Annotated in this window: 22 protein-coding genes; 10 read left to right on the top strand and 12 right to left on the bottom strand. The window is 72.6% G+C overall.

Annotation, left to right across the window (positions count from 1 at the left end):
- Window positions 1-57: 57 nt before the first annotated feature.
- Window positions 58-432 carry an STAS domain-containing protein gene (locus ACZ67Q_RS22950; RefSeq protein ID WP_471185073.1) on the bottom strand — a complete coding sequence of 125 codons (375 nt, stop codon included), beginning with the start codon at window positions 430-432 and terminating at the stop codon, window positions 58-60.
- 324 nt (window positions 433-756) lie between these two features.
- On the opposite strand from ACZ67Q_RS22950, the gene ACZ67Q_RS22955 reads away from it, so the two are divergent.
- A complete protein-coding gene (locus tag ACZ67Q_RS22955) occupies window positions 757-1,338 on the top strand; it encodes a sigma-70 family RNA polymerase sigma factor (RefSeq protein ID WP_471185076.1) in 582 nt (193 codons plus the stop codon).
- A gap of 239 nt (window positions 1,339-1,577) precedes the next feature.
- Complete coding sequence (locus ACZ67Q_RS22960) at window positions 1,578-2,969, top strand: maleylpyruvate isomerase N-terminal domain-containing protein (RefSeq protein WP_471185500.1); 1,392 nt, start codon at window positions 1,578-1,580, stop codon at window positions 2,967-2,969.
- Window positions 2,970-3,149: 180 nt separating this feature from the next.
- On the opposite strand, the gene purU is transcribed toward ACZ67Q_RS22960, so the two are convergent.
- Both purU and ACZ67Q_RS22970 read right to left on the bottom strand, forming a co-directional pair.
- Window positions 3,150-4,031: a formyltetrahydrofolate deformylase gene (purU, locus tag ACZ67Q_RS22965; protein WP_471185079.1), complete on the bottom strand. Its 882-nt coding sequence runs from the start codon at window positions 4,029-4,031 to the stop codon at window positions 3,150-3,152.
- Between the two features lie 47 nt (window positions 4,032-4,078).
- Window positions 4,079-4,579, bottom strand: coding sequence for an SCO4402 family protein (locus tag ACZ67Q_RS22970; protein WP_471185082.1), 501 nt, complete (start codon window positions 4,577-4,579; stop codon window positions 4,079-4,081).
- Window positions 4,580-4,697: 118 nt separating this feature from the next.
- On the opposite strand from ACZ67Q_RS22970, the gene ACZ67Q_RS22975 reads away from it, so the two are divergent.
- Window positions 4,698-6,005: an ABC transporter substrate-binding protein gene (locus tag ACZ67Q_RS22975; RefSeq protein ID WP_471185084.1), complete on the top strand. Its 1,308-nt coding sequence runs from the start codon at window positions 4,698-4,700 to the stop codon at window positions 6,003-6,005.
- Between the two features lie 61 nt (window positions 6,006-6,066).
- On the opposite strand, the gene ACZ67Q_RS22980 is transcribed toward ACZ67Q_RS22975, so the two are convergent.
- Both ACZ67Q_RS22980 and ACZ67Q_RS22985 read right to left on the bottom strand, forming a co-directional pair.
- Complete coding sequence (locus tag ACZ67Q_RS22980; protein ID WP_471185087.1) at window positions 6,067-7,974, bottom strand: hypothetical protein; 1,908 nt, start codon at window positions 7,972-7,974, stop codon at window positions 6,067-6,069.
- A 169-nt stretch (window positions 7,975-8,143) separates the two neighbouring features.
- A complete protein-coding gene (locus ACZ67Q_RS22985; protein WP_471185089.1) occupies window positions 8,144-9,529 on the bottom strand; it encodes a transcriptional regulator in 1,386 nt (461 codons plus the stop codon).
- Between the two features lie 328 nt (window positions 9,530-9,857).
- Between ACZ67Q_RS22985 and ACZ67Q_RS22990 the strand changes: the two genes are divergently transcribed.
- From ACZ67Q_RS22990 to ACZ67Q_RS23000, 3 genes are read left to right on the top strand one after another with little or no spacing between them, the layout of a single operon-like run.
- Window positions 9,858-10,511 carry a bifunctional DNA primase/polymerase gene (locus ACZ67Q_RS22990; protein WP_471185091.1) on the top strand — a complete coding sequence of 218 codons (654 nt, stop codon included), beginning with the start codon at window positions 9,858-9,860 and terminating at the stop codon, window positions 10,509-10,511.
- Between the two features lie 27 nt (window positions 10,512-10,538).
- Window positions 10,539-11,333 (top strand): ABC transporter ATP-binding protein, encoded by a 795-nt coding sequence (locus ACZ67Q_RS22995; RefSeq protein ID WP_471185093.1) that lies wholly within the window; start codon window positions 10,539-10,541, stop codon window positions 11,331-11,333.
- Complete coding sequence (locus ACZ67Q_RS23000) at window positions 11,330-12,919, top strand: transporter (protein ID WP_471185095.1); 1,590 nt, start codon at window positions 11,330-11,332, stop codon at window positions 12,917-12,919. Before ACZ67Q_RS22995 ends, ACZ67Q_RS23000 begins: the two co-directional genes overlap by 4 nt.
- A gap of 44 nt (window positions 12,920-12,963) precedes the next feature.
- Here the strand turns inward: ACZ67Q_RS23000 and ACZ67Q_RS23005 are convergent, their stop codons facing one another.
- Together ACZ67Q_RS23005 and ACZ67Q_RS23010 are read right to left on the bottom strand one after the other, a co-directional pair.
- Entirely contained in the window at window positions 12,964-13,905 is a 942-nt protein-coding gene (locus ACZ67Q_RS23005; RefSeq protein WP_471185503.1) for an alpha/beta fold hydrolase, read from the bottom strand.
- A 538-nt stretch (window positions 13,906-14,443) separates the two neighbouring features.
- Window positions 14,444-15,136 (bottom strand): metal-dependent transcriptional regulator, encoded by a 693-nt coding sequence (locus ACZ67Q_RS23010; protein WP_103786168.1) that lies wholly within the window; start codon window positions 15,134-15,136, stop codon window positions 14,444-14,446.
- Window positions 15,137-15,312: 176 nt separating this feature from the next.
- Between ACZ67Q_RS23010 and ACZ67Q_RS23015 the strand changes: the two genes are divergently transcribed.
- Window positions 15,313-15,774 carry a GNAT family N-acetyltransferase gene (locus ACZ67Q_RS23015; protein WP_471185097.1) on the top strand — a complete coding sequence of 154 codons (462 nt, stop codon included), beginning with the start codon at window positions 15,313-15,315 and terminating at the stop codon, window positions 15,772-15,774.
- 180 nt (window positions 15,775-15,954) lie between these two features.
- Window positions 15,955-17,352: a PAS domain-containing protein gene (locus ACZ67Q_RS23020; RefSeq protein ID WP_471185099.1), complete on the top strand. Its 1,398-nt coding sequence runs from the start codon at window positions 15,955-15,957 to the stop codon at window positions 17,350-17,352.
- Window positions 17,353-17,357: 5 nt separating this feature from the next.
- Here the strand turns inward: ACZ67Q_RS23020 and ACZ67Q_RS23025 are convergent, their stop codons facing one another.
- Complete coding sequence (locus tag ACZ67Q_RS23025) at window positions 17,358-18,110, bottom strand: SIS domain-containing protein (RefSeq protein ID WP_471185102.1); 753 nt, start codon at window positions 18,108-18,110, stop codon at window positions 17,358-17,360.
- Window positions 18,111-19,072: 962 nt separating this feature from the next.
- On the opposite strand from ACZ67Q_RS23025, the gene ACZ67Q_RS23030 reads away from it, so the two are divergent.
- A complete protein-coding gene (locus tag ACZ67Q_RS23030) occupies window positions 19,073-20,080 on the top strand; it encodes an isopenicillin N synthase family dioxygenase (protein WP_471185104.1) in 1,008 nt (335 codons plus the stop codon).
- Window positions 20,081-20,125: 45 nt separating this feature from the next.
- Here the strand turns inward: ACZ67Q_RS23030 and ACZ67Q_RS23035 are convergent, their stop codons facing one another.
- Window positions 20,126-21,235: a citrate synthase 2 gene (locus tag ACZ67Q_RS23035; protein ID WP_471185106.1), complete on the bottom strand. Its 1,110-nt coding sequence runs from the start codon at window positions 21,233-21,235 to the stop codon at window positions 20,126-20,128.
- Between the two features lie 238 nt (window positions 21,236-21,473).
- On the opposite strand from ACZ67Q_RS23035, the gene pdxH reads away from it, so the two are divergent.
- Complete coding sequence (gene pdxH, locus ACZ67Q_RS23040) at window positions 21,474-22,103, top strand: pyridoxamine 5'-phosphate oxidase (RefSeq protein ID WP_471185505.1); 630 nt, start codon at window positions 21,474-21,476, stop codon at window positions 22,101-22,103.
- A 28-nt stretch (window positions 22,104-22,131) separates the two neighbouring features.
- On the opposite strand, the gene ACZ67Q_RS23045 is transcribed toward pdxH, so the two are convergent.
- From ACZ67Q_RS23045 to ACZ67Q_RS23055, 3 genes are read right to left on the bottom strand one after another with little or no spacing between them, the layout of a single operon-like run.
- Entirely contained in the window at window positions 22,132-22,758 is a 627-nt protein-coding gene (locus tag ACZ67Q_RS23045) for a TetR/AcrR family transcriptional regulator (protein ID WP_471185109.1), read from the bottom strand.
- Window positions 22,759-22,762: 4 nt separating this feature from the next.
- Window positions 22,763-23,500, bottom strand: a complete 738-nt coding sequence (locus tag ACZ67Q_RS23050; RefSeq protein WP_471185111.1) for an enoyl-CoA hydratase family protein — start codon at window positions 23,498-23,500, stop codon at window positions 22,763-22,765.
- Window positions 23,497-25,065 carry a 4-coumarate--CoA ligase family protein gene (locus tag ACZ67Q_RS23055; protein WP_471185113.1) on the bottom strand — a complete coding sequence of 523 codons (1,569 nt, stop codon included), beginning with the start codon at window positions 25,063-25,065 and terminating at the stop codon, window positions 23,497-23,499. The genes ACZ67Q_RS23050 and ACZ67Q_RS23055 overlap by 4 nt, the downstream gene beginning before the upstream one ends.

The following is a 25,065-nucleotide window of genomic DNA, read 5'->3' on the forward strand; positions in this document are numbered from 1 at the left end:
GAGACCGGCGGAGAACCGGGACAACACTGTGGCAATCGGCGTGAAACGACTCACAACTCAGGCCGACAGCGGCTCCTCTCCGACGGCGTCCTCGAGGTCGGCGCGCACGTCGAACAGACGCCGCACGCCGAGCGCGCCGAGGACCCGGTTGACGTGGGAGCCGTCCACGGCACCCTGCGCGGGCAGCACCAGCCGCAGCCGGCCCTGACACGAGCGCAGGAGGCGGCGGGCGGCGATGAGGACACCCACGCCACTGGAGTCGCAGAAGTGCACCCGGGACAGGTCGAGGACGAGGCTGTGCCGGCCCTCGGCCACCACGTCGTGCACCCGCTGGCGCAGCACCGGCGACGTCATCAGGTCCAGCTCGCCCGACACCTGGAGCACGGCCCACGCCCCTTGCTCCGAGTCGGTCACTTTGAACGTCACCACCACGCCCCTCGCTCGCCAAACGGAAGGAATTCTTACGCTTCCTCGCAGCGCGGCTGCCCAGCGGGCGTTTCCCTGAAACTCCCCCTTGAAAACGGGCTCCGATCAATATCGGCTTGTTTCAGTCGGATTCAATCTCATTTCGATACTGTTCGATCGCGCCCGGCAGTGTTCCGCGGGTGCTCCCCCGGGTAGGCGCCCCTAGCACGCACGACCCCGAGGGGGGCGCACATTGGCACAAAGGGGCGTGCGTTGTCAGACGTGCCGACTACATTCGAGGAGTCGGTGGGCGCACGCTGAGGACGGGCACGGGCAGGGTGAGGGGGCCGTATGGCGAAGAAGGACGCACCGCCCCGCTGGGACCGCAAGATGCAGCAGCGGCTGGCACGCGGCGAGGCGGCAGCCCTCGGCGAGCTCTACGACCGCTTCGCCTCCCTCGTGCACGGGCTCGCGCACCGCGTACTGGGCGACGAGGGGGCCGCCGACGGCGTCACCCGCGAGGTCTTCGCGCACGTCTGGGAACACCCGGACAGTTACGACCCGAAGCGCGGCCCGCTGCGCACCTGGGTGGCCGACCTCACCCGCCGGATGGCCGTGCAGCGGCTGCGGGCCACCGAGACCGCGGCGCTCGCCCAAGGGGCGCCCGGCTCCCCCGACGAGCTGGAGCGCAAGGTGCGACACGCCTCGGTGGCCGCCCGCGCCGACTACATCGTTCAGGCCATGCCGGCCCCGCTGCGCGCCGCCCTGGAACTGGCCTACTTCCAGCGCCGCGACTACCGCCAGACCGCGGCCGACCTCGGCGTCACCGAGGACGAGGCCCGCCGCCGGCTCCGCCTCGGCCTGCAACTGCTGTCCACGGCCCACGACGCCGGCACGCCCGGCGCACCACCGGAGTACGGGGGTGCCGCGTGAGCGACGCGGAGGGCTTCGCGTTCTGCGACGACGACCGGGACCCGCCCGGCACCGCCGACGACGAGGAGGGCCGGGTCACGGCACACGGCACGGGCGCGATGACCGGCGCCCGGATCGGACCGGAGCTGCGTGGCACGGACGCCTGGGGGGACATTCCGGTGCAAGGCGGAAGCGGTGGGGAGTTCATGGGGTCCGGGGGATCCATGGAGACAGGGGAATCCATGGAGGCCGGGGAATCCATGGAGGCCGGGGAGGCCGGGCAGCCCTGGGAGCCCACGGGTTCCGGGGAGTCCCGGCAAGGGGATTCCGGGGAAGCGTGCGGGTCCGGTGGCGGCGGCAAGGATGACTCCGGGGGTCTTGGCGGCCACGGCGGCCCCGGGGGTCCCGGTCGGCCGGGGGGCGGGGACGGCGGCTTCGGGGTGCCCGGTCCCGGGCAGCCGCCGCGGATACCCCTGCCCCGGGCGGCCGTCGAGGACAGCGGTCAGCCGCTGCCCGACCCGCCGCCGGCAGCTCAGCCGCCCGCCCTGCCGCACCCGGTACTGAAGTCGCTGCTCGGGGCGTGGGCGCTGGCCGCCTGCTCCCCGGAGGAGACCGCGGCCGTCGAGGACCACCTCGGCAGCTGCGGCACCTGCGCCGTCGAGGCACGCCGGCTGCGCGAGGCCGTCGGCCTGCTCCAGCGCCCCGAGAGCCTCGACCTCGACCCCGGCCTGCGCACCCGGGTGCTCCAGGGCTGCCTCGACCGGCGCCCGCCGCGCATCCCGGTACCGGAGTGGGCGAGGGCGTACGACGCCGAGACGGCGCGGCTGGACGCGCTGCTGCAGGACTTCGGGGACGCCGAGTGGCACGCGCCCGTGCGGTTGCGCTGGTTCGAGGCCGACGCGACCACCACTCGCCGTACCACCGTCGCCGGGGTGATCGCGCATCTGCTGGCCGTCGACGGACTGGTCGCGGTGGCGCTCGGCCTCGACGACCCGCTCGCGGACGTGTCCCCGCAGGCTCCGACGCCCGCGGAGCGGACCGAGGCGTACTGGCGCGCCTCGCGCTTCCCGCCCACCCGCTCGGTGCGCGGACCCTGGCGGGAGCAGAGCCATGAACTGGTGCGCACCGTGTCGTTCACCGGCAGCACCGCCGGCCTGCTCCAAGTGCCGTACGGGGTGGGCGAACTGCCGCTGCGGGACGCGATGCTGGACCGCGCCTTCGAGTGCTGGGTGCACGCCGGTGACATCGCCGACGCGGTGGACTACCCCTACGACCCGCCCGCACCCCGGCACTTGAACGGCATGATCGACCTGGCGGCGCGGATGCTGCCGAAGGCGCTGGCGGCGCGGCGGCAGGCGGGGCTGACCACGTCCGGCGCGACCCGCCACCTCGTGCCCGCGGGGCGGCCGGGCCGGAGCCTGCGGCTGGAGATCGAGGGCTCGGGCGGGGGTGAGTGGCTGATCCCGCTGGACTCACCGGCGGCGGTCGCCTCCGCGGAGCACGAGGTGGCCCATGTCGCCCTGGACGACGTGGAGTTCTGCCAGTTGGCGGCGGGCCACGTTTCTCCTGCGGAGGCTGCGGCGGGACAGGTGGGTGACCGCGAGGCGATCAGAGATGTGCTGCTCGCCGTCGCGGGGCTGAGCCGGATGTAGGGGGTGGGTGCGGATTCGTCGGCGGCTGCGGATCGCGGGGGCTGTCGCGCCCACGCGGCGGAGCCGCATATCGACACAGCCCCGCGCCCCCTCGGCCGGCCGGGCTGCGTTAGGCCTCAGGGGCGCGGGGAACTGCGTGGCCGGCCCACCGCTGCCCGCAGGCGCGGCAGCCCCGCCTGCCTAGGCGAAAACGACCGTCCGTCGACCGTTGAGCAGGATCCTGCGTTCCGCATGCCACTTCACGGCGCGCGCCAGCGCCTGGCATTCCACGTCCCGGCCGATCGCCACCAGCTGGTCCGGCGTGACGCCGTGGCCGACGCGCTCGACTTCCTGCTCGATGATCGGACCCTCGTCGAGGTCCGCCGTGACGTAGTGCGCGGTCGCGCCGATGAGCTTCACGCCGCGGGCGTGCGCCTGGTGGTACGGCTTGGCGCCCTTGAAGCTCGGCAGGAAGGAGTGGTGGATGTTGATGATCCGCCCGGAGAGCTGCTTGCACAGGTCGTCGGAGAGCACCTGCATGTAGCGGGCGAGGACGACCAGCTCCACCTTCTGCTCGCGAACGATCTCCAGCAGCCTGGCCTCGGCCTCCGCCTTGGTGTCCTTCGTCACCGGGATGTGGTGGAAGGGGATGTTGTAGGAGCCCACCAGCTCGGCGAAGTCGGTGTGGTTGGAGACCACCGCCACGATGTCCACCGGCAGCGCCCCGATCCGGGCGCGGAAGAGCAGGTCGTTCAGACAGTGGCCGAACTTGCTGACCATGAGGACGATGCGCATCTTCTCGTCGGCCCGGTTGATCTGCCAGTCCATGTGGAAGGAGTCACCGATCGCCGCGAAGCTGGCCCGCAGCTTGTCCACCGTCACCGGCGCCTCCGCCGAGAAGTGGACACGCATGAAGAACAGACCCGTGTCGTGGTCGCCGAACTGCTGGCTGTCCTCGATGTTGCACCCGGTCATGAACAGGTAGCTGGACACCGCGTGCACGATGCCCTTCTTGTCCGGGGAGGAGAGGGTGAGGACGTACTGGTCGGCCTCGGCGGCGGCGGGCACGGACTGATCGGTCATGCACCACAGGATCTCATGCCCGGCCCCGCGCGCGGCGGGGCTGTCCGTCACGCGGACCGGGTCAGAAGGTGCAGCACCTCCAGGGTGCGGGGCGGCGCGTCGGGTTCGTCGCCGTCGCTCGTCGCCATCCGCACATGCGCGTCCCGTGCCGCACGCACCGCCTCGGGCCACTCCGGGTGCTGCATGTAGGTCGCGACCGGGGCGTCCGGGCCGACCTGGTGCATGATCCGCAGCACGCGCAGCACAGCGGTGTCGACGAGGGCTGCCTCCTGCGAGTCACGGAAGATCGTCCCGACGTACTTCTCGGCGGACCAGTGGTCCAGCCAGGTGTCCTCGACCAGGCGGTACACGGCGTCCGTGACGTCGCCGTAGCCGTCCACGCCGGCCAGCCAGACGTCGCGCTGGAAGGCGGGGTCGGAGAGCATGTGCAGCGCGGAGCGCACATTGCTGCGCCAGCGCCACCACGGCATGTCGTTGTGTGGCATGCCGCCCATGGTGCTGGAGCGACGGCCGCGACGGGAAGACTTCTCCGAACCTTGCACGGTCATCGATCGTACGTTCCCTTTCCGGGCCGCCCTTCCGGCCCCCCGTAATTCACCTGCCCGTCACCCCCCGTTGACCATGAGTCACTCCCCGGTTGGTGATGTGGCGGAATCGTGCGTGTGCATGACCGGCAGGCGACGCACGCGAAGCACCGTCCTCCCCTTCACCACCCGGCCTCTGACCAGAGCCGCCACAGCGGCGGCGGCCACGGTGGCGTGCGCGTCGCTGACCGCCGGTTGCGGGATCATCCCCGGTGCCACGGGGGGCTCCGGGGGCGATCCCGTCACCGTCATGACCTGGGCGCCGATGGAGACCACCGCGACCAACAAGCCCGGTATGCCCGCCTTCGCCGAGGCCTACGCACGCTGGGTCAACGCCCACGGCGGCATCAACGGCCGCAAGCTCAAGGTGCTGACCTGCAACGAGCACAACGACACCGTGGCCGCCGCCAAGTGCGCCCGGCGCGCGGTCAACGAACACGCCGTCGCGGTCGTCGGATCCTACAGCCAGTACTCCGACTCCTACTTCCCGCCGCTGGAGAGCGCCGGCATCCCCTACATCGGGGGCTACGGCGTCACCACCGCCGAGTTCACCAGCCCCCTGTCGTACCCGGTCAACGGGGGCCAGCCCGTGCTGCTCGCCGGCCTCGGCCGGGAACTCGCCGCCCGCTGCGGCCGCGTGGCGCTGGTGCGCCCCGACACCATCGCGGGCGACGAACTGCCCTCGCTGCTCGACGCCGGGCTGAAGGCGGGCGGCCACGCGGACGCCGGGGACCTGGTGGCCGACGAGGACGCCACCGAGTACGAGGCGCAGTCCGAGCAGGCCCTGGAAAACGCCGCCCGGCACTCCGGGAAGAAGGGGTGCGTGGTGCCCGCGCTCGGTGACCGCACGGGCACCTTCATGGACTCCTTCCGCCGGACCCGGGCGCAGTACCCCGAGGTGGGCGCGGCCACGGTGATGGGCAGCGTCGACCAGACCGCCGTCGACGCCTCCGGCGGGAAGTCGGGGCCGTACGAGGGGTCGTACATCACCGGCTGGTACCCGGTGTCCACCGATCCGCGCTGGGACGGGATGAAGCAGGTGATCAGCGAGCAGGCGTTCACCGACAACCGCATCGATCCGGCCGACGCCGGGGTGCAGACGACGTACATCGCCTACACGGCGTTCCGCAAGGTCGTGGAGTCGCTGGGCGGCGGCGAGGTGACCGCCGACACCGTCCGGCACGCCCTGGACGACGGTGTGTCGGTCACGACGGGCGGGCTGACGCCGGCCCTGAGCTGGCCCTTCGCGGGCAAGCTCGCCCCCGTCGGCTTCCCGCGCCTGGTCAACACCGACGTCACCCTGCAGGTCGCCCGGGACGGCCGGCTCGTCGCGGCCCGCCAGGGCTTCGTCGACGTGACGGACACCCTGAAGAACGCGCACCTGAACTGAACCGTCCCGCGGCGGCCACGGCCCCGGGACGGTTCACCGCTGCCCGCTCACAGCCGACGGCTCACAGCTGGCCGGCCTGCCGCTGGGTCAGCCCGTACTGCTGCGCGATCGCGTTCCACAGCTGGGCGGCCTTCTGCTTCTGCACGCTGGCGGTGCCGCTGGCCCGGTTGCCGGCCTGGGTCTGGGGGGTGCCGGCGGCCTTGCCCTTGTGACACAGCTTCTTGTTGCCGGCGACCTGGTCGGCCCACGCCGCGTAGTGGGTGTCGGCCGACGCCGACGCCTGCCAGGCGCTCTTCAGGGCGCCGGTCAGGGCGGCGTTGTTCGGCAGCTTGTCCACCGGCACCGCCGCCAGCCGGGTCACCAGGCCGGTGCGCTGCTGGGCGGCGTCACGCAGGTTCTTCGCCGCCGGGCCCAGGTTGCGGCAGCTCTTGACGTCGGCGACCGCCGCGATCACCGCGGCACGGCTGCTGCCGCTGTCGGCGAGCAGCTTGTCCAGGGCCACCGCCTGCTCCTTCGCCGGGTCGGCGGCCGGCGCGGCGGAGGAGGGGGCGGCGCTCGTGGGGGCCGTCGCGGAGACGTTCGCCGGGGCGTCGTCCTTGGCGTCGTCGGAGCCGCCGCCCGCACCGAGCAGCGCGCCCGCGCCGATGCCGACGACGGCTATGCCGACGCCGATCGCGGCGAACAGCGGCACCCGCGAACCGGTACCGCGCCCGCCGCCGCGGCCGGCGCCGCCGTCGTCGTCCCGCGCACCGCGCCGCCCGCCGGCCGGCGGGACGTACCCGGGCTGGGGCGCGCCCGGCCGGTTGCCCACCTGGGGCAGCTGCTGGGTGGCCGCCGCGGGGGCGACGGCGGGCTCGTCGCGGAACAGCCCCGCGAACTCGGCCGGCGGCTGCCGGTCGCCGTATCCGGGTCGCGCGCCGGGCTGCGCCGTGACCGGCGGGATGTACTGGGTGGCCTGCGCGTCGGGGTCGGCGGCGGGCGGCAGCGGGCCGGAGCCGGGCTGCGGGCCCGCGTGCTGCGGGGCGCGGCCGAGGAACCGGGTGGCCTCCGCCGACGTCTCGGGCGGCAGCGCGCCGGGGCCGACGGGAGGGATGTGGCGGGTCGCCGCGTCGTCCCCGGACCGGGCGGCGACGGGCGGGATGTACTGCGTCGCCGCGTCGCCGCCACCAGCGGCCACCGGCGGCAGGTACTGGGTCGCGCCGTCGTCGGCTGGCGGGAGGGGGCCCGCGGCGGGAGGCAGAGGGGCGTTGTGCGCGGGCGGGAGGGTGTCGCCGTAACCCTCAGCGGGAGCCCCGGCAGGAGGCAGCGGCGCGCCCTGACCATGAGCGGAGACCGCCGCTCCGCCCGAGGGGAGCTGCCCGGTCGTCCCGGGCCCCGCCGGCTGGCCGCCCATGCCTGGGCCGGCCTGCTGCCCGGGCGTCCCGGGGGCGTAGCCGCCGGCGTGGGTCTGCGGGGTGCCGTAGGCGTCGTGCGGGGCGGGCGCCGGGGTGTACGGCGCCGGGGTGTACGGCGCCGGGGTGCCCTCGGCGGGCAGCGGGCCCGCGCCGCTCTGACCGGCCGGGGGCCACTGCTGAGCGCCGGACCATCCCTGGTCCGGCGCCGGGGCAGGGCCGGGCTGCTGCGGGGCGGGGCCGGGCTGCTGCTCGGGGCCCCACGGGCCACCCCAGGCCTGCCCGCCCGCAGGTGCCGCCGCGCCCTGGCCGCCGTACTGCGCGCCGGGTGCGGCGCCGGGCTGCGGGGCACCCTGATACGGCCCCGGCTGCGCACCCGCGCCCTGCTGCCCGCCGGCGTACGGGCCGCCGCCGTAGGGACCTCCCGCGTACGGTCCCCCGGCGGGATTCCCGGCGTAAGGGCCCTGCGCCGGGCCGCTCATGCCCGGCAGCACGGGCTCGCCGCCGTCGGAGGGCAGCACGATGCCTTCGCGCGCGGGCTGCGCCGAGGGCTCCTCGCCCTGTCCACTCTGCGTCACCGGGACTCCTACGAATGGGGGACCTTGGTCAATCGTCGGCTCACGCTACCGGGTCCCCGGATGCCCATGCCACGCAGTCTGAGGGAGGCACCTCCTTCCCTGTGATTCCCGTAACAAACCCGCGCTCCCGCACGCTGTACAAGGTCCGCCACGCGCCCGCGCGGCCCGTTCACGCCGCCGTCTGCAGGTCCAGCCGGGCGCCGAACTCCCTTACCACCGACTCCTCCCGGAACGGCTCCAGCCGTTGCGAGAAGTCCTCCAGGTACTCCGCGCCCCGGTTGGATCTCAGCGACTCCAGCAGTTCGACGGCCTTCAGCCCGGTCGCGCAGGCCTGTTCGATCTCCCGCTGCTGCACCTGTGCCGTGGCCAGCAGGACGTATCCGATGGCCCGGCGCCGTGCCCTGCTGACGGGATGCCCGGCCAGCGACTGCTCCGCGTACCGCGCGGCCGCCTCCGGCTGGCCCAGATCACGGTGACAGTGCGCCAACTCGTCGGCGAGATAGGCCTCGTCGAAGTGCGCGATCCACGCCGGATCGTCACCGGAGGCCGGGTCGGCCGCCTCCATGGCGCTCACCGCGCGACCGCTCGCCGCGTGCGCGGCACGCACATCGCCCAGCAGGGCGTGCCCGCGCGCCTCCGCCGCGAAGAACATCGCCTCCGCGCGCGGGGTGACGCGACCGCGCGCCCCCTCCTGCGCTGCCCGCGCCAACTGCGCGATCTCCCGCGGGTTTCCGAGCTGTGCGGCCAGGTGGCTCATGGAGGCGGCCAGCACGTATCCGCCGTAACCGCGATCGCCCGCCGCCTGCGCGAGGCGCAGCGCCTGGATGTAGTACCGCTGGGCGAGCCCGGGTTGACCGGTGTCGACGGCCATGTACCCGGCGAGTTCCGTCAAGCGGGCCACCGCGGCGAAGAGTTCACGGCCGACCGCCTCGCGGTACGACCCCGCCAGCAGCCCGGAGACGACACTGTTGAGGTAGTGCACGACGACCGGCCGCACATGCCCGCTGCCGTACTGGTGATCCAGCTCCACCAGCGCCTGCGTCATCGCGCGCACCGCGTCCACGTCGGACAGGCCCACCCGCGGGCCGGCCTGCCGTGCCACCTGGGCGTCGGGCGCCGAGATCAGCCAGTCGCGGCTCGGCTCGACCAGCGCCGAGGCGGCGACGGACGAGCCCGAGAGGAAGTCGCGCCGCCCCACGTCGCTGCGCCACAACTCGCAGACCTGCTCGATGGCTCCGAGGACCGTCGGCGAGAACTGGAGGCCGACGCCCGAGGCGAGGTTCTTGCCGTTGGCCATGCCGATCTCGTCGATCGTGACCGTACGGCCGAGTTTGCGCCCCAGCGCCTCCGCGATGATCGCCGGCGCCCGTCCCCGGGGCTGCTGTCCGCGCAGCCAGCGCGCCACCGACGTCTTGTCGTACCGCAGATCGAGTCCGTGCTCGGCGCCGCACATGTTGACCCGGCGGGCGAGCCCGGCGTTCGAGCAGCCCGCTTCCTGGATGAGCGCCTGCAGCCGTTCGTTCGGCTGCCGCGCGACGAGAGGCCTTGCGGCCATTGGCACTACCCCCTGTGGCTGCGGTGCCTGCCCGTGCACCGAGTTGACGTGTCTTCCATGGCCTTCTCCACTCGTCGAGCGAGTCGCCGGGCGGCGTGAAGATCCGGCCGTGAAGATCAATGCCCAGCGGACATACCGAAAATGCGAGGCATGGGCGGATTGCCGGGGTAACGGCGGATGCCGCCCCCACGTGGTTACCCGCTCACCACGTCGAACCTTCCGCGCGCCCCCGCCTGTGCACCCATGCGCCCCGGACGCCGAATCGATGCTCCTCCCCCGCGCGCGATGCATCCCGTAACCGGAGATGGGTGCGGGAGTTGAGTTCCACGTGGAAGAGACGATCCCGGGCACCGAAGCCGCGCAGATCCCCGAGCAGCGCGGGGAAACCCTGCTGGAAGCCGCAGTTCGCTACGCCGAGGAGCGCCACTGGGACGTGTTCCCCGGCGCCTGGCTGGAGGCCGCCGACGGGGTGCAGGTCTGCTCCTGCGGCGACCCGGTGTGCGCCGCACCCGGCGCACACCCGGCGCGCGAGGACTGGGCGACGCAGGCGACGGGCAGCGCGACGGTCGCGCGCCGGATGTGGCAGAAGCAGCCGGCCGCGTCCATTCTGCTGCCGACGGGACGCACGTTCGACGCGCTGTCCGTCCCGGAGACGGCCGGGTTCCTGGCGCTGGCGCGGATGGAGCGGATGGAGCTGACGCTCGGCCCGGTGACGCTGACCCCGGACCGGCGGATGCACTTCTTCGTGCTGCCGGGCGCGGTGGCGAAGCTTCCGGAGCTGGTGCGGAAGCTGGGCTGGTCGGTGTCCTCGCTGGACCTGGTGGCGCTCGGTGAGGGCTCCTGGGTCGCCGCGCCGCCCACGCGCCACGGCACGCGGGGTGCCGTTCAGTGGGCCCGGCGGCCCACCCCGGCCAATCGGTGGCTGCCGGATGTGGAGGAACTGGTGTCACCGCTTGCGTATGCGTGCGGGCGGGACCGCTGATCCCACCCCTCCCCTTACGGTTCTCTCATGACGGAGGGAACAGAAGGGGACCGGCCGGCCGCTGTTCGCGTGCAGGGGCTCTGGAAGCGGTTCGGGCAGCAGGTCGCCGTCGGCGGCATCGATCTGGAGCTGCCCGCGGGGCGGTTCATCGGGCTCGTCGGGCCGAACGGGGCGGGGAAGACCACCACGCTGTCCATGGTCACCGGGCTGCTGCGGCCGGATCAGGGAACCGTCGAGGTCGTCGGACACGACGTGTGGCGCGACCCCGTGCAGGTGAAGGCGCGGATCGGGGTGCTGCCGGAGGGCTTGAGGCTCTTCGAGCGGCTGTCGGGGCAGGAGTTGCTGGCGTACACGGGCAGGCTGCGCGGACTGCCCGGCGCCGAGGTCGACAAACGGGCGGGGCAACTGCTCGACGTACTCGATCTGGCGGGCAGCCGGCACAAGCTGGTCGTCGACTACTCGACCGGTATGCGCAAGAAGATCGGACTCGCGGCGGCACTGCTGCACAATCCCGAAGTCCTCTTCCTGGACGAGCCGTTCGAGGGCGTCGACCCGGTGTCCGCGCAGACCATCCGGGGCGTCCTGGAGCGCTACACCGCCTCCGGCGCGACCGTCGTCTTCTCCTCCCACGTCATGGAACTGGTGGAGTCGCTGTGCGACTGGGTGGCCGTGATGGCCGCCGGCCGGATCCGGGCGCAGGGCCCGCTCGCCGAGGTGCGCGGCGCGGCGCCCACCCTGCAGAAGGCGTTCCTGGAACTGGTCGGCGCGAGCGGCCGGGACACCGGGAGCGACCTCGACTGGCTGGGCGGCGGCGGACGATGACGAACGTGACCGCCACCGTCGTACGGCTGAAGCTGTCGCTGCTGCGCAACGGGCTGCGGCAGTCCGGGGGGCGGCGGGCCGCGTACATCGCCTCGGCCGTTCTCGCCCTGCTGTTCGCCACGCTGCAACTGCTCGGCCTGATCATGCTGCGCGGCCACGCCCACGCCGTCTCCCTGGTGGTGCTGCTGGTCGCGGTGCTGACCCTGGGGTGGGCGGTGATGCCCCTGTTCTTCCCCAGCGGGGACGAGACGCTGGACCCGACCCGGCTGGTGATGCTGCCGCTGCGGCCGCGGCCGCTGGTGCGGGCGCTGCTCGCGGCCTCACTGGTGGGCATCGGGCCGCTGTTCACGCTGCTGCTGCTCGTCGGGTCGGCGATCGCGGTGGCGCACGGGGCGGCCGCGTACGCCGTCGCCGTCGTCGCCGTACCGCTCGCGCTGCTGGTGTGCGTGGCGCTGGCGCGGGCGGTCGCGGCCGCCAACGTCCGGCTGCTGACCAGCCGCAAGGGCCGCGATCTCGCGGTACTGAGCGGCCTGGTGATCGCCGTCGGGGCGCAGGTGGTCAACTTCGGCGCGCAGCGGCTGGGCAGGGCCGGGCTGGGGCAGCTGGACCCGGCGGCGGCCGTGGTGCGCTGGCTGCCCGGGGCGTCGGCGCTCGGCGCGGTGCACTCCGCCGGCACCGGCGCGTACGGCGTCGCGGCCGGGCAGCTGCTGGTCAGCGCGGGCGGGCTGGCGGCGCTGGTCGCGGTGTGGGCGCGCACCCTGACCAAGCTGATGACCGCACCCGACGCGTCCACCCTGCAGGCCGGCGAGCCCGCCGGGCGGGAGCGCGGCTCCTCGCGGGGGCTCGCGCGGCTGCTGCCCGCCGGGCGCACCGGGACGGTCATGGGACGCAGCCTGCGCTACATCTGGCGCGATCCGAAGACCAAGGCGGCCTGGGTGACCTCGCTGGCGATCGGGCTGATCGTGCCGGTGTTCAACGCGGTGCAGGGCACCGGCTCGATCTACTTCGCGTGCTTCGCGGCCGGCATGCTCGGCATCCAGATGTACAACCAGTTCGGGCAGGACACCTCCGCCTTCTGGATGGTCGCCATGACCATCTCCTCCCCGCGCGACGCCTATGTCGAGCTGCGCGGGCGGGCGCTGGCACTGCTGACGGTGACCCTGCCGTACGCGACGCTGGTGACCGTGGTGACGACGGCCCTGCTCGGCGACTGGGGCCGGCTGCCCGAGGCGCTGGGGCTGTCGCTGGCGCTGCTCGGCGCAATGCTGGCCACGGGCGCGTGGACGTCGGCCCGCTTCCCCTACTCCATTCCGCAGGAGGGCCACAAGAACGTGGTCCCGGGGCAGACCGGCCTGGCCTGGATCGCGATCTTCGGCGGCATGGTGGCGGCGGCCCTGCTGTGCGCGCCCGTCATCGCGGCCACGATCTGGCTGAACGTCACCGGCGAGGCGGGCGACGCCGGCTGGCTGCTGCTGCCGCTGGGCGCGGTGTACGGCGCGCTGATCACCTGGCTGGGCCTGCGGCTGGCGGCGCCGCGCACGGCGGCGCGCCTGCCGGAGATCCTGACGGCGGTGAGCAAGGGGTAGCCCCGGGGGGGGGGGGGGACGCACCGCCTTCTCCGCCGGCGGGCCTACACGCCGAGCACCGATTCGAGGAACGGCTCGATCGCCGAGCGCCAGGCCTGCGGCTGGTCGTAGTGGACGAGGTGGCCGGCGTCGGCCACCTCCGCGTACTCGCCGCGCGGCAGGACCCGCACCATCTCCTGCGCCTCGGCCCGCCCCAGTTCACCGTCCAGCCCGCGCACGACGAGCGTGGGGCACCGCACCTGAGTGAGCTCCTCCCAGTGCGCGTCGTACACCCAGGTCTCGCGGGACTTGAGCATCTGCTCCGGGTCGAAGACGGGGCGCCAGCCGTCGGGGGTCTCCTGCATGACCTCGGCGTAGAACGCGCCGCGCGCCGGGTTGGGGCGCTCCACCCAGGGATCGTCCTCGCCGAACCACTTGCGGACGTCGGCGAGCGTGGCGAAGGGCAGGGGCCAGGAGCGGAACCAGTCGCCCCACTCGCGCTGCGAGGCCGCGCCCAGCGCGGAGGCCCGCATGTCGCAGATGACGAGGCCGCTCACCAGGTCGGGGCGCTTGGCGGCGAGCTGCCAGCCGGTCAGCGCGCCCATGGCGTGGCCGACGATGACGGCGGGCCCGAGGCCCAACTGCTCCAGTGCCGCCTCGGCGTCCTCGACGTACGCCTCGCGGGTGAAGGCGGCCTGCGGGGGCTTCTCGCTCCGGCCGTGCCCGCGCTGGTCGAGGGCGACGGCGCGGTGCCGCTCGGAGAGCCAGCGGGCGGTGGACGCCCAGTGCGCGGCACGGCCCATCAGGCCGTGCAGTAACAGCACGCCGGGCGCGGAGGCCGGCCCGCTCGGCTCCTGGCGGGGCGGGTCGCCCTTGGGAGCATCACCCTGGGGCGGGTCGGCCTTCGGGGGATCACCCTTGGGGGAATCACCCTTGGGAGGATCGCCGAACTCCCAGGCCGCGAGGCGTACGCCGCCCGCGCCGGTCACGTCGATACGCCGCACCATTGGATCTGGCACCCCCCACGCTCCGCGCTGTCGCTGCCGTTGCCGCCGCACCGTGTCGCTGCCCCGTCAGCCCCGGTTCGGCCTCCGTCACCCGTTCATCCGCAGACTATCGAATGGGTATTCGAAAATAGGCTTCTCCGCGGGCAACACCCCTCCTTCGAGTGACCTCGCTCAAGGAATGATCGGCGCTGCCAAGGGGAGATCTTCAACGGGAGGCGGACCGCTCGGGGAAACCGGTCCGAGGGGAATGACCCTGAGAGCTCGGGGCTCCGGGTCAGAACAGGGGAGGACAGGCCCCGGCGCCCATGGGCGCCGGGGCCCTCCCCATGAATGCGGCGCATCTTCCCGCCCCCTCGGCTGCGGACCTCCCCGCGACAGCCTCGCACGCGAGGGCGGCGCCGCGCTGCGATTGGCGAATCTCAGCACAGCACTCGACGCTCGGCGCCACCGGCACTCCTGGAGCTAACGGGGCTCGGTCCCACGCGCGCCCGAGGAGCTCAGCCCCGGCGCTGCCGGCCGGCGCCCGGCGCCGCCGGAGTCAGCGCTTGGCGACGAAGACGTGCGAGGCCACGTCGGCCGCCAGCTCGGCCGCCTCGCCGCCGCTGCCCACCAGCACCCCGCCCGCCGACTCCGTCACGCTCACGACCGAACCGGGCTGCACGCCCGCCCGGCGCAGCGTGTACATCAGCTGCGCGTCCGTCTGGATCGGCTCGCCGATACGGCGCACGACGACCGTCTTGCCCTCCGTCCCCGGGTCCAGGTCGGCCAGGGACACCATGCCCTCGTCCAGGAACGGGTCGGCGCCGTCCTTCTCGCCCAGCTCCTCCAGGCCCGGAATCGGGTTGCCGTACGGCGACTCGGTCGGGTGCCGCAGCAGCTCCAGCACCCGGCGCTCCACGGCCTCGCTCATCACGTGCTCCCAGCGGCACGCCTCGGCGTGGACCTGCTCCCACTCCAGGCCGATCACGTCGACGAGCAGACACTCGGCGAGGCGGTGCTTGCGCATCACGCGCGTGGCCAGCCGGCGACCCTCGTCGGTGAGCTCCAGATGCCGGTCGCTGGCGACGGACACCAGGCCGTCCCGCTCCATCCGGGCCACCGTCTGGCTGACCGTCGGCCCGCTCTGGTCGAGCCGCTCGGCGATCCGGGCGCGCATGGGGACCACACCTTCCTCCTCCAGCTCGAGGATGGTGCGGAGATACATCTCCGTGGTGTCGATCAGTCCGGACATACGTGCCCCTCGATGAGATCTGCCGAAGGCTCGACGGCACTTTCGGCGCGTGCGCTGGCCCTGGTGTCAATTCTGCCGGATCCCACTGACAACCGTGCCGCGTCGCCGGGACGGCCCCGCCTCCGATGCCGGTATCCGATGGACGTGTCCATGCCCGTCGCCTAGCGTTTGCCGCCATGACCAGGGACACGGGGCACACCGGACTGCGGATCGAGACGGTGACCGACGGCGACATGCTTCACGAGTGGCGCCACGTGCACAACGTGATCGTCCCGCCCGCCGCGATGACCCCCGACGAGGCCCGCGACCGGCTGGAACGCCACCGGCTCGCGAACGCCTACCTCGACGGCGTCCTCGTCGGCTGCTCCACCGTACGGCCGCCGCAGGACGGGGCGGCGACGGTCATCGCGCGCGTGCTGCCCCCGCACCGCGGACAGGGCATCGGCACCGCGCTGTACGAGGACGCACTCCGGCACGCGCGCATGCGGGGCGCCCGGACCGTCGAGACGTGCGTGCTCGCCGCCAACACCGACGGACTGCGGTTCGCGCGGGCCCGCGGTTTCGTCGAGACCGACCGCTACACCCTGGACGGCGAGAGCGACCTCTGGATCGACCTGCGGCTCGCCACGCGCGCCTAGGCTCCGCCCCTCCGCCGCGGACTCCGCTCAGCAGCCGTTCGCCGTCGGTTTTCCGCCGTACAACGATTCCTTCAATCTTGTGGGAACCCGGTGTGTGCTGCGTCACGTTCAAGTTGAATGATTGCACTGAGCGAACCGTCGCTCGGTACGTGCGGACGCAGCCTGCAGCAGGGGGTCCAGGTGAGTGCTTCCCGGCGTAGTGGGGCCACCGACGAACTCGGGCCCGGCGAGCCCGAGCCGCCCGAGCGCGACGGCGCGGATCTGCTCGCCGCGCTGCTCGACGGCATGGACGCCGCCCTGTGCGCCTTCGACGCGCACGGCGTCGTCACGCACTGGAACCGCGAGGCCGAGCGCATCCTCGGCTGGAGCGCCGCCGAAGCCGTCGGCCGGCAGGGCTTCGCCGGCTGGGCGGTGCGCAGCGCCGACGCGGAAGAGGTCGAGACGCGCCTGCTGTCGGCGATGAACGCGCCGGGGCGGCAGGTACACGAGTTCGCGCTGCTGACCAAGGACGGCGGACGCGTCCTCGTCCGCACCCAGTCCGCGGCCGTGCGCGGCCCCGACGGCAAACCCGCCGGCGTGTACTGCGCCTTCAGCGAGGTGCACGCCCAGATCGACCTGGAGCGCTCCATCGCGCTCAGCGAGGCCCTGTTCGAGGACGCCTCCTGGGGCGTCGTCCTCGTCGACGCCGACCTGCGGCCCGCCGTCGTCAACGCGCACGCCGCGCGGGCCCTCGGCACCGGCCGCACCTCCGTGCTCGGCCGGCCCCTCGGCGACCTGCTCTCCCAGGGTGTGGAAGAACTCGAGAGCGCGCTCACCCACGTCCTGGCCGAAGGCACCCCACCCGCCCCCGCCGAGATCTGGGTCGGTGTGCGCACCCCCGAGGGCGACCGGCGACGCTGCTGGCGCAGCGGCTTCGTCCGGCTCGCCAGCCCCCTCGCGGAAGAACCCGTACCGCTCGGAGTCGGCTGGCTCTTCCAGGACGTCACCGAGGCCAGACAGACCGAACAGGAAGCGTCACTGCTGCGCTTCCGCACCAACCAGCTGCACCGCGCCGCCCGCGCCGCCGCCGAGTGCGAGGACCCCGCCGAGGCCGCCACCGTCCACCTCGACTTCGCCCTCGCCGGCTTCGCCGACCACGCCCTCATCGACCGCCTCGCCGGCGGCCCCGTCGCCGACGCCGAGGCCGCCGCACCCGTCCGGCTCATCCGCGTCGCCGCCACCCCCTCCGGCGCGCCCGGCCCCAGCCGGCTCGACACACCGGCCGGCCTGCCCGTGCGCTACGGCGAAGGCCACCCGGCCCTGCAGAGCGTGGACCGCGCCGGCTCGGTGCGGGCCGCCGCCGGCGCCGTGGCAGCCGAGAAAGCGGCCGCGTGGGCGCAGGAACGGCAGTGGCCGGCGGACACCGTCCACGCCCTGTGCACCGTCCTGCGCAGCCGGGGCCGCACGCTCGGCGTGGTGACGTTCCTGCGCGGCAGCGGCCGCACCGCCTTCGAACGCTTCGACATCGCCTTCGCCGAGGACGTGGCCGCGCACATCGCGATGGCCCTGGACCTGGCGGAGGTCACGAAGAACGGCTGAGCCGCTCAGCGCCGGTAGAAGATCCGGTCCCGGTACTCGTCGAGGATCCGCCCGTTCCACTCGTGGCCGCCGTCGACGTTGCCCGAGCGCAGCAGCGGCGGCTCGACACCGCGGTCGGCGAGCGCACCCGCCGCCGTCGCCATCACGGCCTGCACCAGCGCGCTCGTGACGACCGTGGAGGCGGGCGCGAACGGCGCCGGGATCGTCTCCACGGACAACTCCGCGTCCCCGACCGCGATCTTCGAGTCCAGCACGATGTCGCAGTGGTCCTTCAGATACGTCCCCGACACGTGCCGTGACCTGGTCTGCGCCGCGTACGCCACCGACGTGACACCGATGACCTTCACACCGAGCGCGCGGGCGTTCATCGCCATCTCCACGGGCAGCGCGTTGCGCCCGGACAGCGAGATGATCACCAGCGCGTCGCCCGCCCGGACCGGCGAACTGTCCAGCACCGCGCTCGCCAGCCCGTCCACCCGCTCCAGCGCCGAACCGAGCGTCGCCGGCATGACGTCGACGCCGACCACACCGGGCACCGCCAGCAGATTCATCAGCGCCAGCCCACCGGCCCGGTAGACGACGTCCTGCGCGGCCAGCGAGGAATGCCCCGCTCCGAACGCGAACAGGTTCCCCCCGGCGGCCACGGTGTCCGCCAGCAGCACGCCGGCCGCCCGGATCCCCTCCGCCTCCTCGTCACGGACACGCTGCAGCAGCCCGATCGCGGCGTCGAAGAACTGACCGGCCAGTTTGTCGCTCATCCGCGCGGCTCCTTCGCATCCACGACCCCTACCGCGGATCACGGTGCGGTCTGGACCAGTGCGGTGTCAATACGGCCGACTCGCGATCGCTCGGCCGATGACTCCGTGCCATCGCCTTGCCGGCACGACCTAGCAGCTCGATCGGCCAGTCGTTCGAAAGATGGCGACAGTTCTCACGAAATGACGGGTCCCCGGGCGTTCGGCACACACAAGCAATCCGCGCCACCAGCGCGCCCCGCATACACATGAAGGGAGGTCACTCGCTCTCCGACCGAAAGTCATGCCGACCGGCAAGTGGGCCGGCACGTGGACCGGAAGGATCTCGGCCCGCGCCGGGGGGCAGCACAGGCTCATGACGCCGGAGGGCCGGATCAACGTCTCTCACTTGCATCTGAGGCTTCTCCAGCGCGGCGACGGCTACGCAGACAGCACACGCCTGGAAGCGTCGCGATGAACGTCGCGAAAAAACAGTTGATGTGCCGGACAGGGCTTCCTAGGGTGGTGCGCACACCGAAAGGAGGTGATCCGGTACATGTGTGAATCCCGGACGCGTGAGGTGGCTGCGGGCTAGCGGCCCGTCACCACATTCAGTGCGGTGCCTGGCCGGCACGTGACAGATGCGTGCAGCCGGCCCAATCCCGAGCAGTCACCCGACCCGCGAGTCGCCGGTACGTCCGGCCGGCTCCTCCTTGGAGGAACCAGACTCGCGGGTCGTCTGCGTTTTACGGCGGCTTTGCCGTGGGTTTTTTCACCTCGCAGTACTCTGGGCGCATGCTTTCGCTCGTTCGACGCCGCCACGTGGACTACGTCCGCGTCACGAGCATGGGCTGTCGACGCTCCCTCTGAGTCGTCCAGCCGCGTTTCTTCCGCTTTCTGCGTTTCCTCTCTTCGCCCAGGCACCCGTGCGTCTTCGCCCACCCTCAGCGGTTCGCGCGGGCTCCGTACACCCACGGACGTGTCAAATGACGTACCAGCAACTGCCGATCATCGATCTCTCCGCCGCCGACCGCGGGCCCCAGGCGCGGGCGCTGCTGCACGCACAGCTGCACAGTGCCGCCCATGATGTGGGGTTCTTCCAGCTGGTGGGGCATGGGGTGACGCAAGAGGAGACGGATCGGCTGGTGGGGGCCATGCGGCGGTTCTTCGCCCTGCCGGAGGCCGAGCGGCTGGCCATCGACAACGTGAAGTCGCCGCACTTCCGCGGTTACACGCGCACCGGGGACGAGCTGACCGGTGGGCGGCAGGACTGGCGGGACCAGCTGGACATCGGGGCGGAGCGGCCGGCGCGGGTGCCGGGGCCGGGTGAGCCGCCGTACTGGTGGCTGCAGGGGCCCAATCAGTGGCCGGCGGGGTTGCCGGAGCTGCGGGAGGCGGCGCTGGCGTGGATCGAGCGGCTCAGCGGGGTCGCGGAGCGGCTGTTGCGTGAGCTGCTCGTCTCGATCGGTGCTCCGGGCGGGTTCTACGACCCGGTCTTCGGGGAGCACGCTCATCCGCATCTGAAGCTGGTGCGCTATCCGGGCAGTGCGGGGGACGGTGCCGGTCAGGGGGTGGGCGCGCACAAGGACTACGGCTTTCTGACGCTGCTGTTGCAGGACCAGGTGGGCGGGTTGCAGGTGCAGCGGGAGGACGGGTTCTTCCGTGACGTGCCGCCGATCGAGGGGGCGTTCGTGGTGAACCTGGGTGAGCTGCTGGAGGTGGCGACGAACGGGTATCTGCTCGCCACGAATCACCGGGTGGTGTCGCCGCCCGGGGCGACCGAGCGGTTCTCGGTGCCGTTCTTCTACAACCCTCGGCTGGACGCGCGGGTGGAGCCGCTGCCGTTCCCGCACGCGGTGGTGGCGCCGGGGGTGTCGGACGATCCGGACAATCCGCTGTTCGCGGAGTACGGCTTCAATGAGCTGAAGGGCAAGCTGCGGGCGCATCCGCTGGTGGCCGAGCGGCATCACGCGGGGCTGCTGAGCCCCGCGTGATGCCGGCCGGGTGCCGAGGACGGCCTGGCCGGCCGGGTGCCGAGGTCAGTGCTGGACGCCGTTGATGTCCTCGTAGCCCTCGATCTGCTGGGGGCTGCGGGGGCCGGGGCCGACGTAGCGGGCGGAGGGGCGTACCAGGCGGCCGGTGCGCTTCTGCTCGAGGATGTGCGCGGACCAGCCGGCGGTGCGGGCGCAGGTGAACATGGAGGTGAACATGTGCGCCGGGACTTCGGCGAAGTCCAGCATGATGGCGGCCCAGAACTCGACGTTGGTCGCGAGGACGCGGTCGGGGCGGCGGTTGTGGAGTTCCTCGAGGGCGGCCTTCTCCAGGGCTTCGGCGATCTCGAAGCGGGGTGCGCCCAGTTCGCGGGCGGTGCGGCGCAGGACGCGGGCGCGGGGGTCCTCGGCGCGGTAGACGCGGTGGCCGAAGCCCATGAGGCGTTCGCCGCGGTCGAGAGCCTTCTTGACGTAGCCGACGGCGTCGCCGGTGCGTTCGATCTCTTCGATCATGCCGAGCACGCGGGAGGGGGCGCCGCCGTGGAGGGGGCCGGACATGGCGCCGACGGCGCCGGAGAGGGCGGCGGCCACGTCGGCGCCGGTGGAGGCGATGACGCGGGCGGTGAACGTGGAGGCGTTCATGCCGTGCTCGGCGGCGGAGGTCCAGTAGGCGTCGACGGCCTTGACGTGCTTGGGGTCGGGCTCGCCGCGCCAGCGGATCATGAAGCGTTCGACGACGGACTGGGCCTTGTCGATCTCGCGCTGGGGGACCATGGGCAGGCCCTGGCCGCGGGCGGACTGGGCGACGTAGGACAGGGCCATGACGGCGGCGCGGGCGAGATCGTCGCGGGCCTGGTCGACGTCGATGTCGAGGAGGGGTTTGAGGCCCCAGACGGGGGCGAGCATGGCGAGCGCGGACTGGACGTCGACGCGGATGTCGCCGGAGTGGACGGGGATGGGGAAGGGTTCGGCGGGCGGCAGGCCGGGGTTGAAGGCTCCGTCGACCAGGAGTCCCCAGACGTTGCCGAAGGAGACGTGGCCGACGAGTTCCTCGATGTCGACGCCGCGGTAGCGGAGTGCGCCGCCTTCCTTGTCCGGTTCGGCGATCTCCGTCTCGAATGCGACGACTCCTTCGAGACCGGGTACGAAGTCGGACATCAGGCGGCTCCTCGTGGTGGTGGTCGATGGTCACCCTGGTGATGCCCCGTGGGGTCGACGGTCACCCAACCGGGTTGCGGGCCAGCCTATCCCCGAGTGCCACCTTTGGGGAGATCTCGCGGCACTCAGTGCCATGGTCTGGTTTTTTCGCCGTACGGCCGGGCGGTCGATACGGCAAGATGCTCGCGTGAACGACCACGACGCCGCCTTCCTCGGTCCCTCCCCCGATCCCTCCGCCATGCGCAAGCAGTACCGCGCCGAGGGCCTGGCCGAGTGCGACCTGGCCGCCACGCCGGTGGAGCAGTTCGCGCGCTGGTTCCGGCAGGCGGCGGAGCGGGCGCATCTGTTCGAGCCGAATGCGATGGTCGTGTCCACGGCGGACGCCGAGGGGCGGCCCAGTTCCCGCACGGTGCTGCTGAAGGGGTTCGACGAAGAGGGTTTCGTCTTCTATACGAACTACGACTCGCGCAAGGCGCGTGAGCTGGCCGAGAACCCGTACGTGTCGTTGCTCTTCCCGTGGCATCCGATGGCCCGGCAGGTGATCGTGCAGGGCGTGGCCCGGCGCACCGGGAAGGAGGAGACGGCCGCGTACTTCCGTACCAGGCCGCACGGCTCGCAGCTCGGGGCGTGGGCGAGTGCGCAGTCCACGGTGATCGTCTCGCGGGCGGAGCTGGACGCGTCGTACGCGGAGCTCCAGGCACGCTACCCGGAGGGCGAGCAGGTGCCGGTGCCGCCGCACTGGGGTGGTTTCCGGGTGGCGCCGCAGACGGTGGAGTTCTGGCAGGGCCGTGAGAACCGTCTGCACGACCGCCTGCGCTACGTCGCGGAGCCGGACGGAAGCTGGCGGGTGGAGCGGCTCAGTCCCTGATGCGCCGGGTACCGCGTCGGTCGCGTTCTCAGCGCAGTGCCGTGTCCAGGAGGGATGCCCACTGGGTCACGACGCGTTCGCGGCGGGGTGTGTCGTCGGTGAGGAGGTTGGCGAGGCCGAGGCCGCGGGCCATGTCGAGGAGGCCCTGGACGGTTTCGCGGACGCCGGGGCGGGATTCGTCGGCGCCGAGCAGTTCGACCGCTATGCGGTGGGTTTCGCGGCCGACGCGGGCCTCGAGTTCGGTGACGCGGCCGCGCAGCTGGTCCTCGTTGGACGCGGCGACCCACAGGTGGAGGGCGGCGCGGAAGAGGGGGCCGGTGTAGAGGTCGACGAGGGCTTGGACGACGGCCCGGCGGTCGTCCGCGGCGGCGCCTTGCGGGAACAGGGCGCGCAGGGCGAGGGAGCGTTCTTCGGCGACGTATTCGACGGCGGCGGTGAACAGGTCCTCGCGGGTGGGGAAGTGGTGCTGGGCGGCGCCGCGGGAGACGCCGGCGCGTTCGGCGACGACGGAGACCGTGGAGCCTGCCCATCCGTGTTCGGCGAGGCAGGCCACGGCGGCTTCGAGGAGCCGCTGCCGGGTGGCCCGGCTGCGGTCCTGTTTGGGCGCGCGGTCGCGGTCCCTGGGCACGCGGTCGTCGTCCGCCGTCGTGCTCATGTGGTCACACCACCCATGCTGCGTCCCGTCTCTGGAGGAAGGCCGTCATCCCCTCCTGGGCCTGGGCGGAGGAGAACAGCCGGGCCGAGAGTGCGGTCAGGTCGGCCGCGTCCCGGTCGAATGTCTCCAGCACCCTAGTGGTGAGCAGCTGTTTCGTCTCGGCCAGGCCCTGGGGTGAGGAGCGGCGCAGGCCGTCGAGGATGGGGGTGAGGGCGTCGTCGACGTCGTCGGCGGCGGTGGTGAGCAGGCCGACGCGTACGGCTTCGGGGGCGTCGAAGCGTTCGCCGGTGAGGTAGTAGCGGGCCAGGGCGCGGGGGTCGGCGCGGGGGATCACGGAGAGGGAGATCACCGCGGGGGCGACGCCGATGCGGACCTCGGTGAAGGCGAAGGTGGAGGTGGTGGTGGCGGCCGCGAGGTCGCAGGCGGCGAGGAGTCCGAGGCCGCCGGCGCGGACGTGGCCGGTGACGCGGGCGACGACGGGTTTGCGCAGTTCGAGGATCTGGCGCAGCAGGCCGACGAGGGCGTCGGGGTGGGGTGGGTCGCGCAGGTCGGCGCCGGCGCAGAAGGTGGAGCCGGTGTGGGTGAGGACGACGGCGCGGACGTCGGGGTCCTTGGCGCAGTCGGTGAGGGCGTCGGCGAGGGCGGTGACGAGGGTCGCGGACAGGGCGTTGCGGGTGTCCGGGGAGTCGAGGCTGAGGGTCTCGATTCCCCGGGTGCGGGTGCGGCCTACGGTGGCGGTCATGGGCGCTCCCTGAGCCGGCGCCGCAGGATCTTGCCGGAGGCGGCGCGGGGCACGGTGTCGATGAAGGTGACCTTGCGGATGCGTTTGTAGGGGGCGACGCGTTCGGCGACGTACATCATGACCTCGCCGTCGGTGAGGTCGGCGGCGGTGGGCCGGCGGACCACGTGTGCGTGCGGGATCTCGTTGCCGTCGGTGTCGTGGTCGCCGGTGACGGCGGCGTCGGCGATGCCGGGGTGGGTGAGGAGCAGGGCTTCGAGTTCGGCGGGGGCGACCTGGAAGCCTTTGTACTTGATGAGTTCCTTGACCCGGTCGACGACGAACAGCCAGCCGTCCTCGTCGACGTGGCCGACGTCGCCGGTGTGCAGCCAGCCGTCGGGGTCGATCATGGCGGCGGTGGCGTCGGGGCGGCCGAGGTAGCCCTTCATGACCTGGGGGCCGCGGATGAGGATCTCGCCGGATTCGCCGGTGGTGAGGTCCTTGTCGGGGTCGTCGAGGGAGACGATGCGCATCTGGGTGCCGGCGATGAGTTTGCCGACGGTGCCGGCGGGGGCGTCCTCCATGGCGTCCAGGGGGACGACGTGGGTGCCGGGGGACAGTTCGGTCATGCCGTAGGCCTGGCCGACGGGGGGCAGTCCGAGGCGCTGGGAGCAGGCGGCGGCGAGGGCCGCGTCGAGGGGGGCGGCGGCGCTGATGAGGTACTTCAGCGACGACAGGTCGTACTGGGTGACGAGCGGGTGCTTGGCGAGGGCGAGCACGATCGGCGGGGCCACGTACAGGCCGGTGATGCGGTGGTTCTGGAGGGCGGCGAGGAACGTCTCCAGTTCGAAGCGGGGCAGGACGACGACGGTGGCGCCTTTGCGCAGGGGCGCGTTCATCAGCGCGGTGAGCCCGTAGATGTGGAAGAACGGCAGGACCGCGAGGATGCGTTCGCCGGGGCCCGTGGTGATGGCGGGCTCCAGCTGGGCGAGGTTGGTGGCGATCTGCCGGTGGGTGAGCATCACGCCCTTGGGGATGCCGGTGGTGCCCGAGGAGTAGGGCAGCGCGGCGACGTCCTCGGCCGGGTCGATCGCGACGGACGGCTCGGGGGCGGCACAGGCGAGCATGTCGATGAGGGAGCGGTGGCCGGACACCTGGTCGCACACGAAGATCTCCGCGATCCCGCCGGCGAGTTCGGCGGCCCGTTGGGCGATGCCGAGGAGGGGGGAGACGGTGATGATCCAGCGGGCGGCGCAGTCGGCGAGCTGTTTGGCGAACTCCTCGGCGGTGGAGAGCGGGTGTGCCGTGGTGACGGAGGCGCCGGCGCGGGTGGCGGCGTAGAAGGCGAGGGGGAAGAACACGGTGTTGGGGCTGTGCAGGGCGAGTACGTCGCCCTTGCGTACCCCGGCCTCGGCGAGCGCGGCGGCGATGCGCCGGTGGAAGCGGTCCACCTGCTCGTAGGTGAGGGTGGTGCCGTCGGTGCCGTCGACGAGTGCGGGGGTGTCCGCGAACTCGGCGGCCCGGCCGAGCACGGCCTCGTGAATGGGAAGGTCTACGGGCTGGACGTCTGCGTACTCGCTGCGGAACAC

The organism is Streptomyces sp. NPDC036813 (assembly GCF_055609245.1).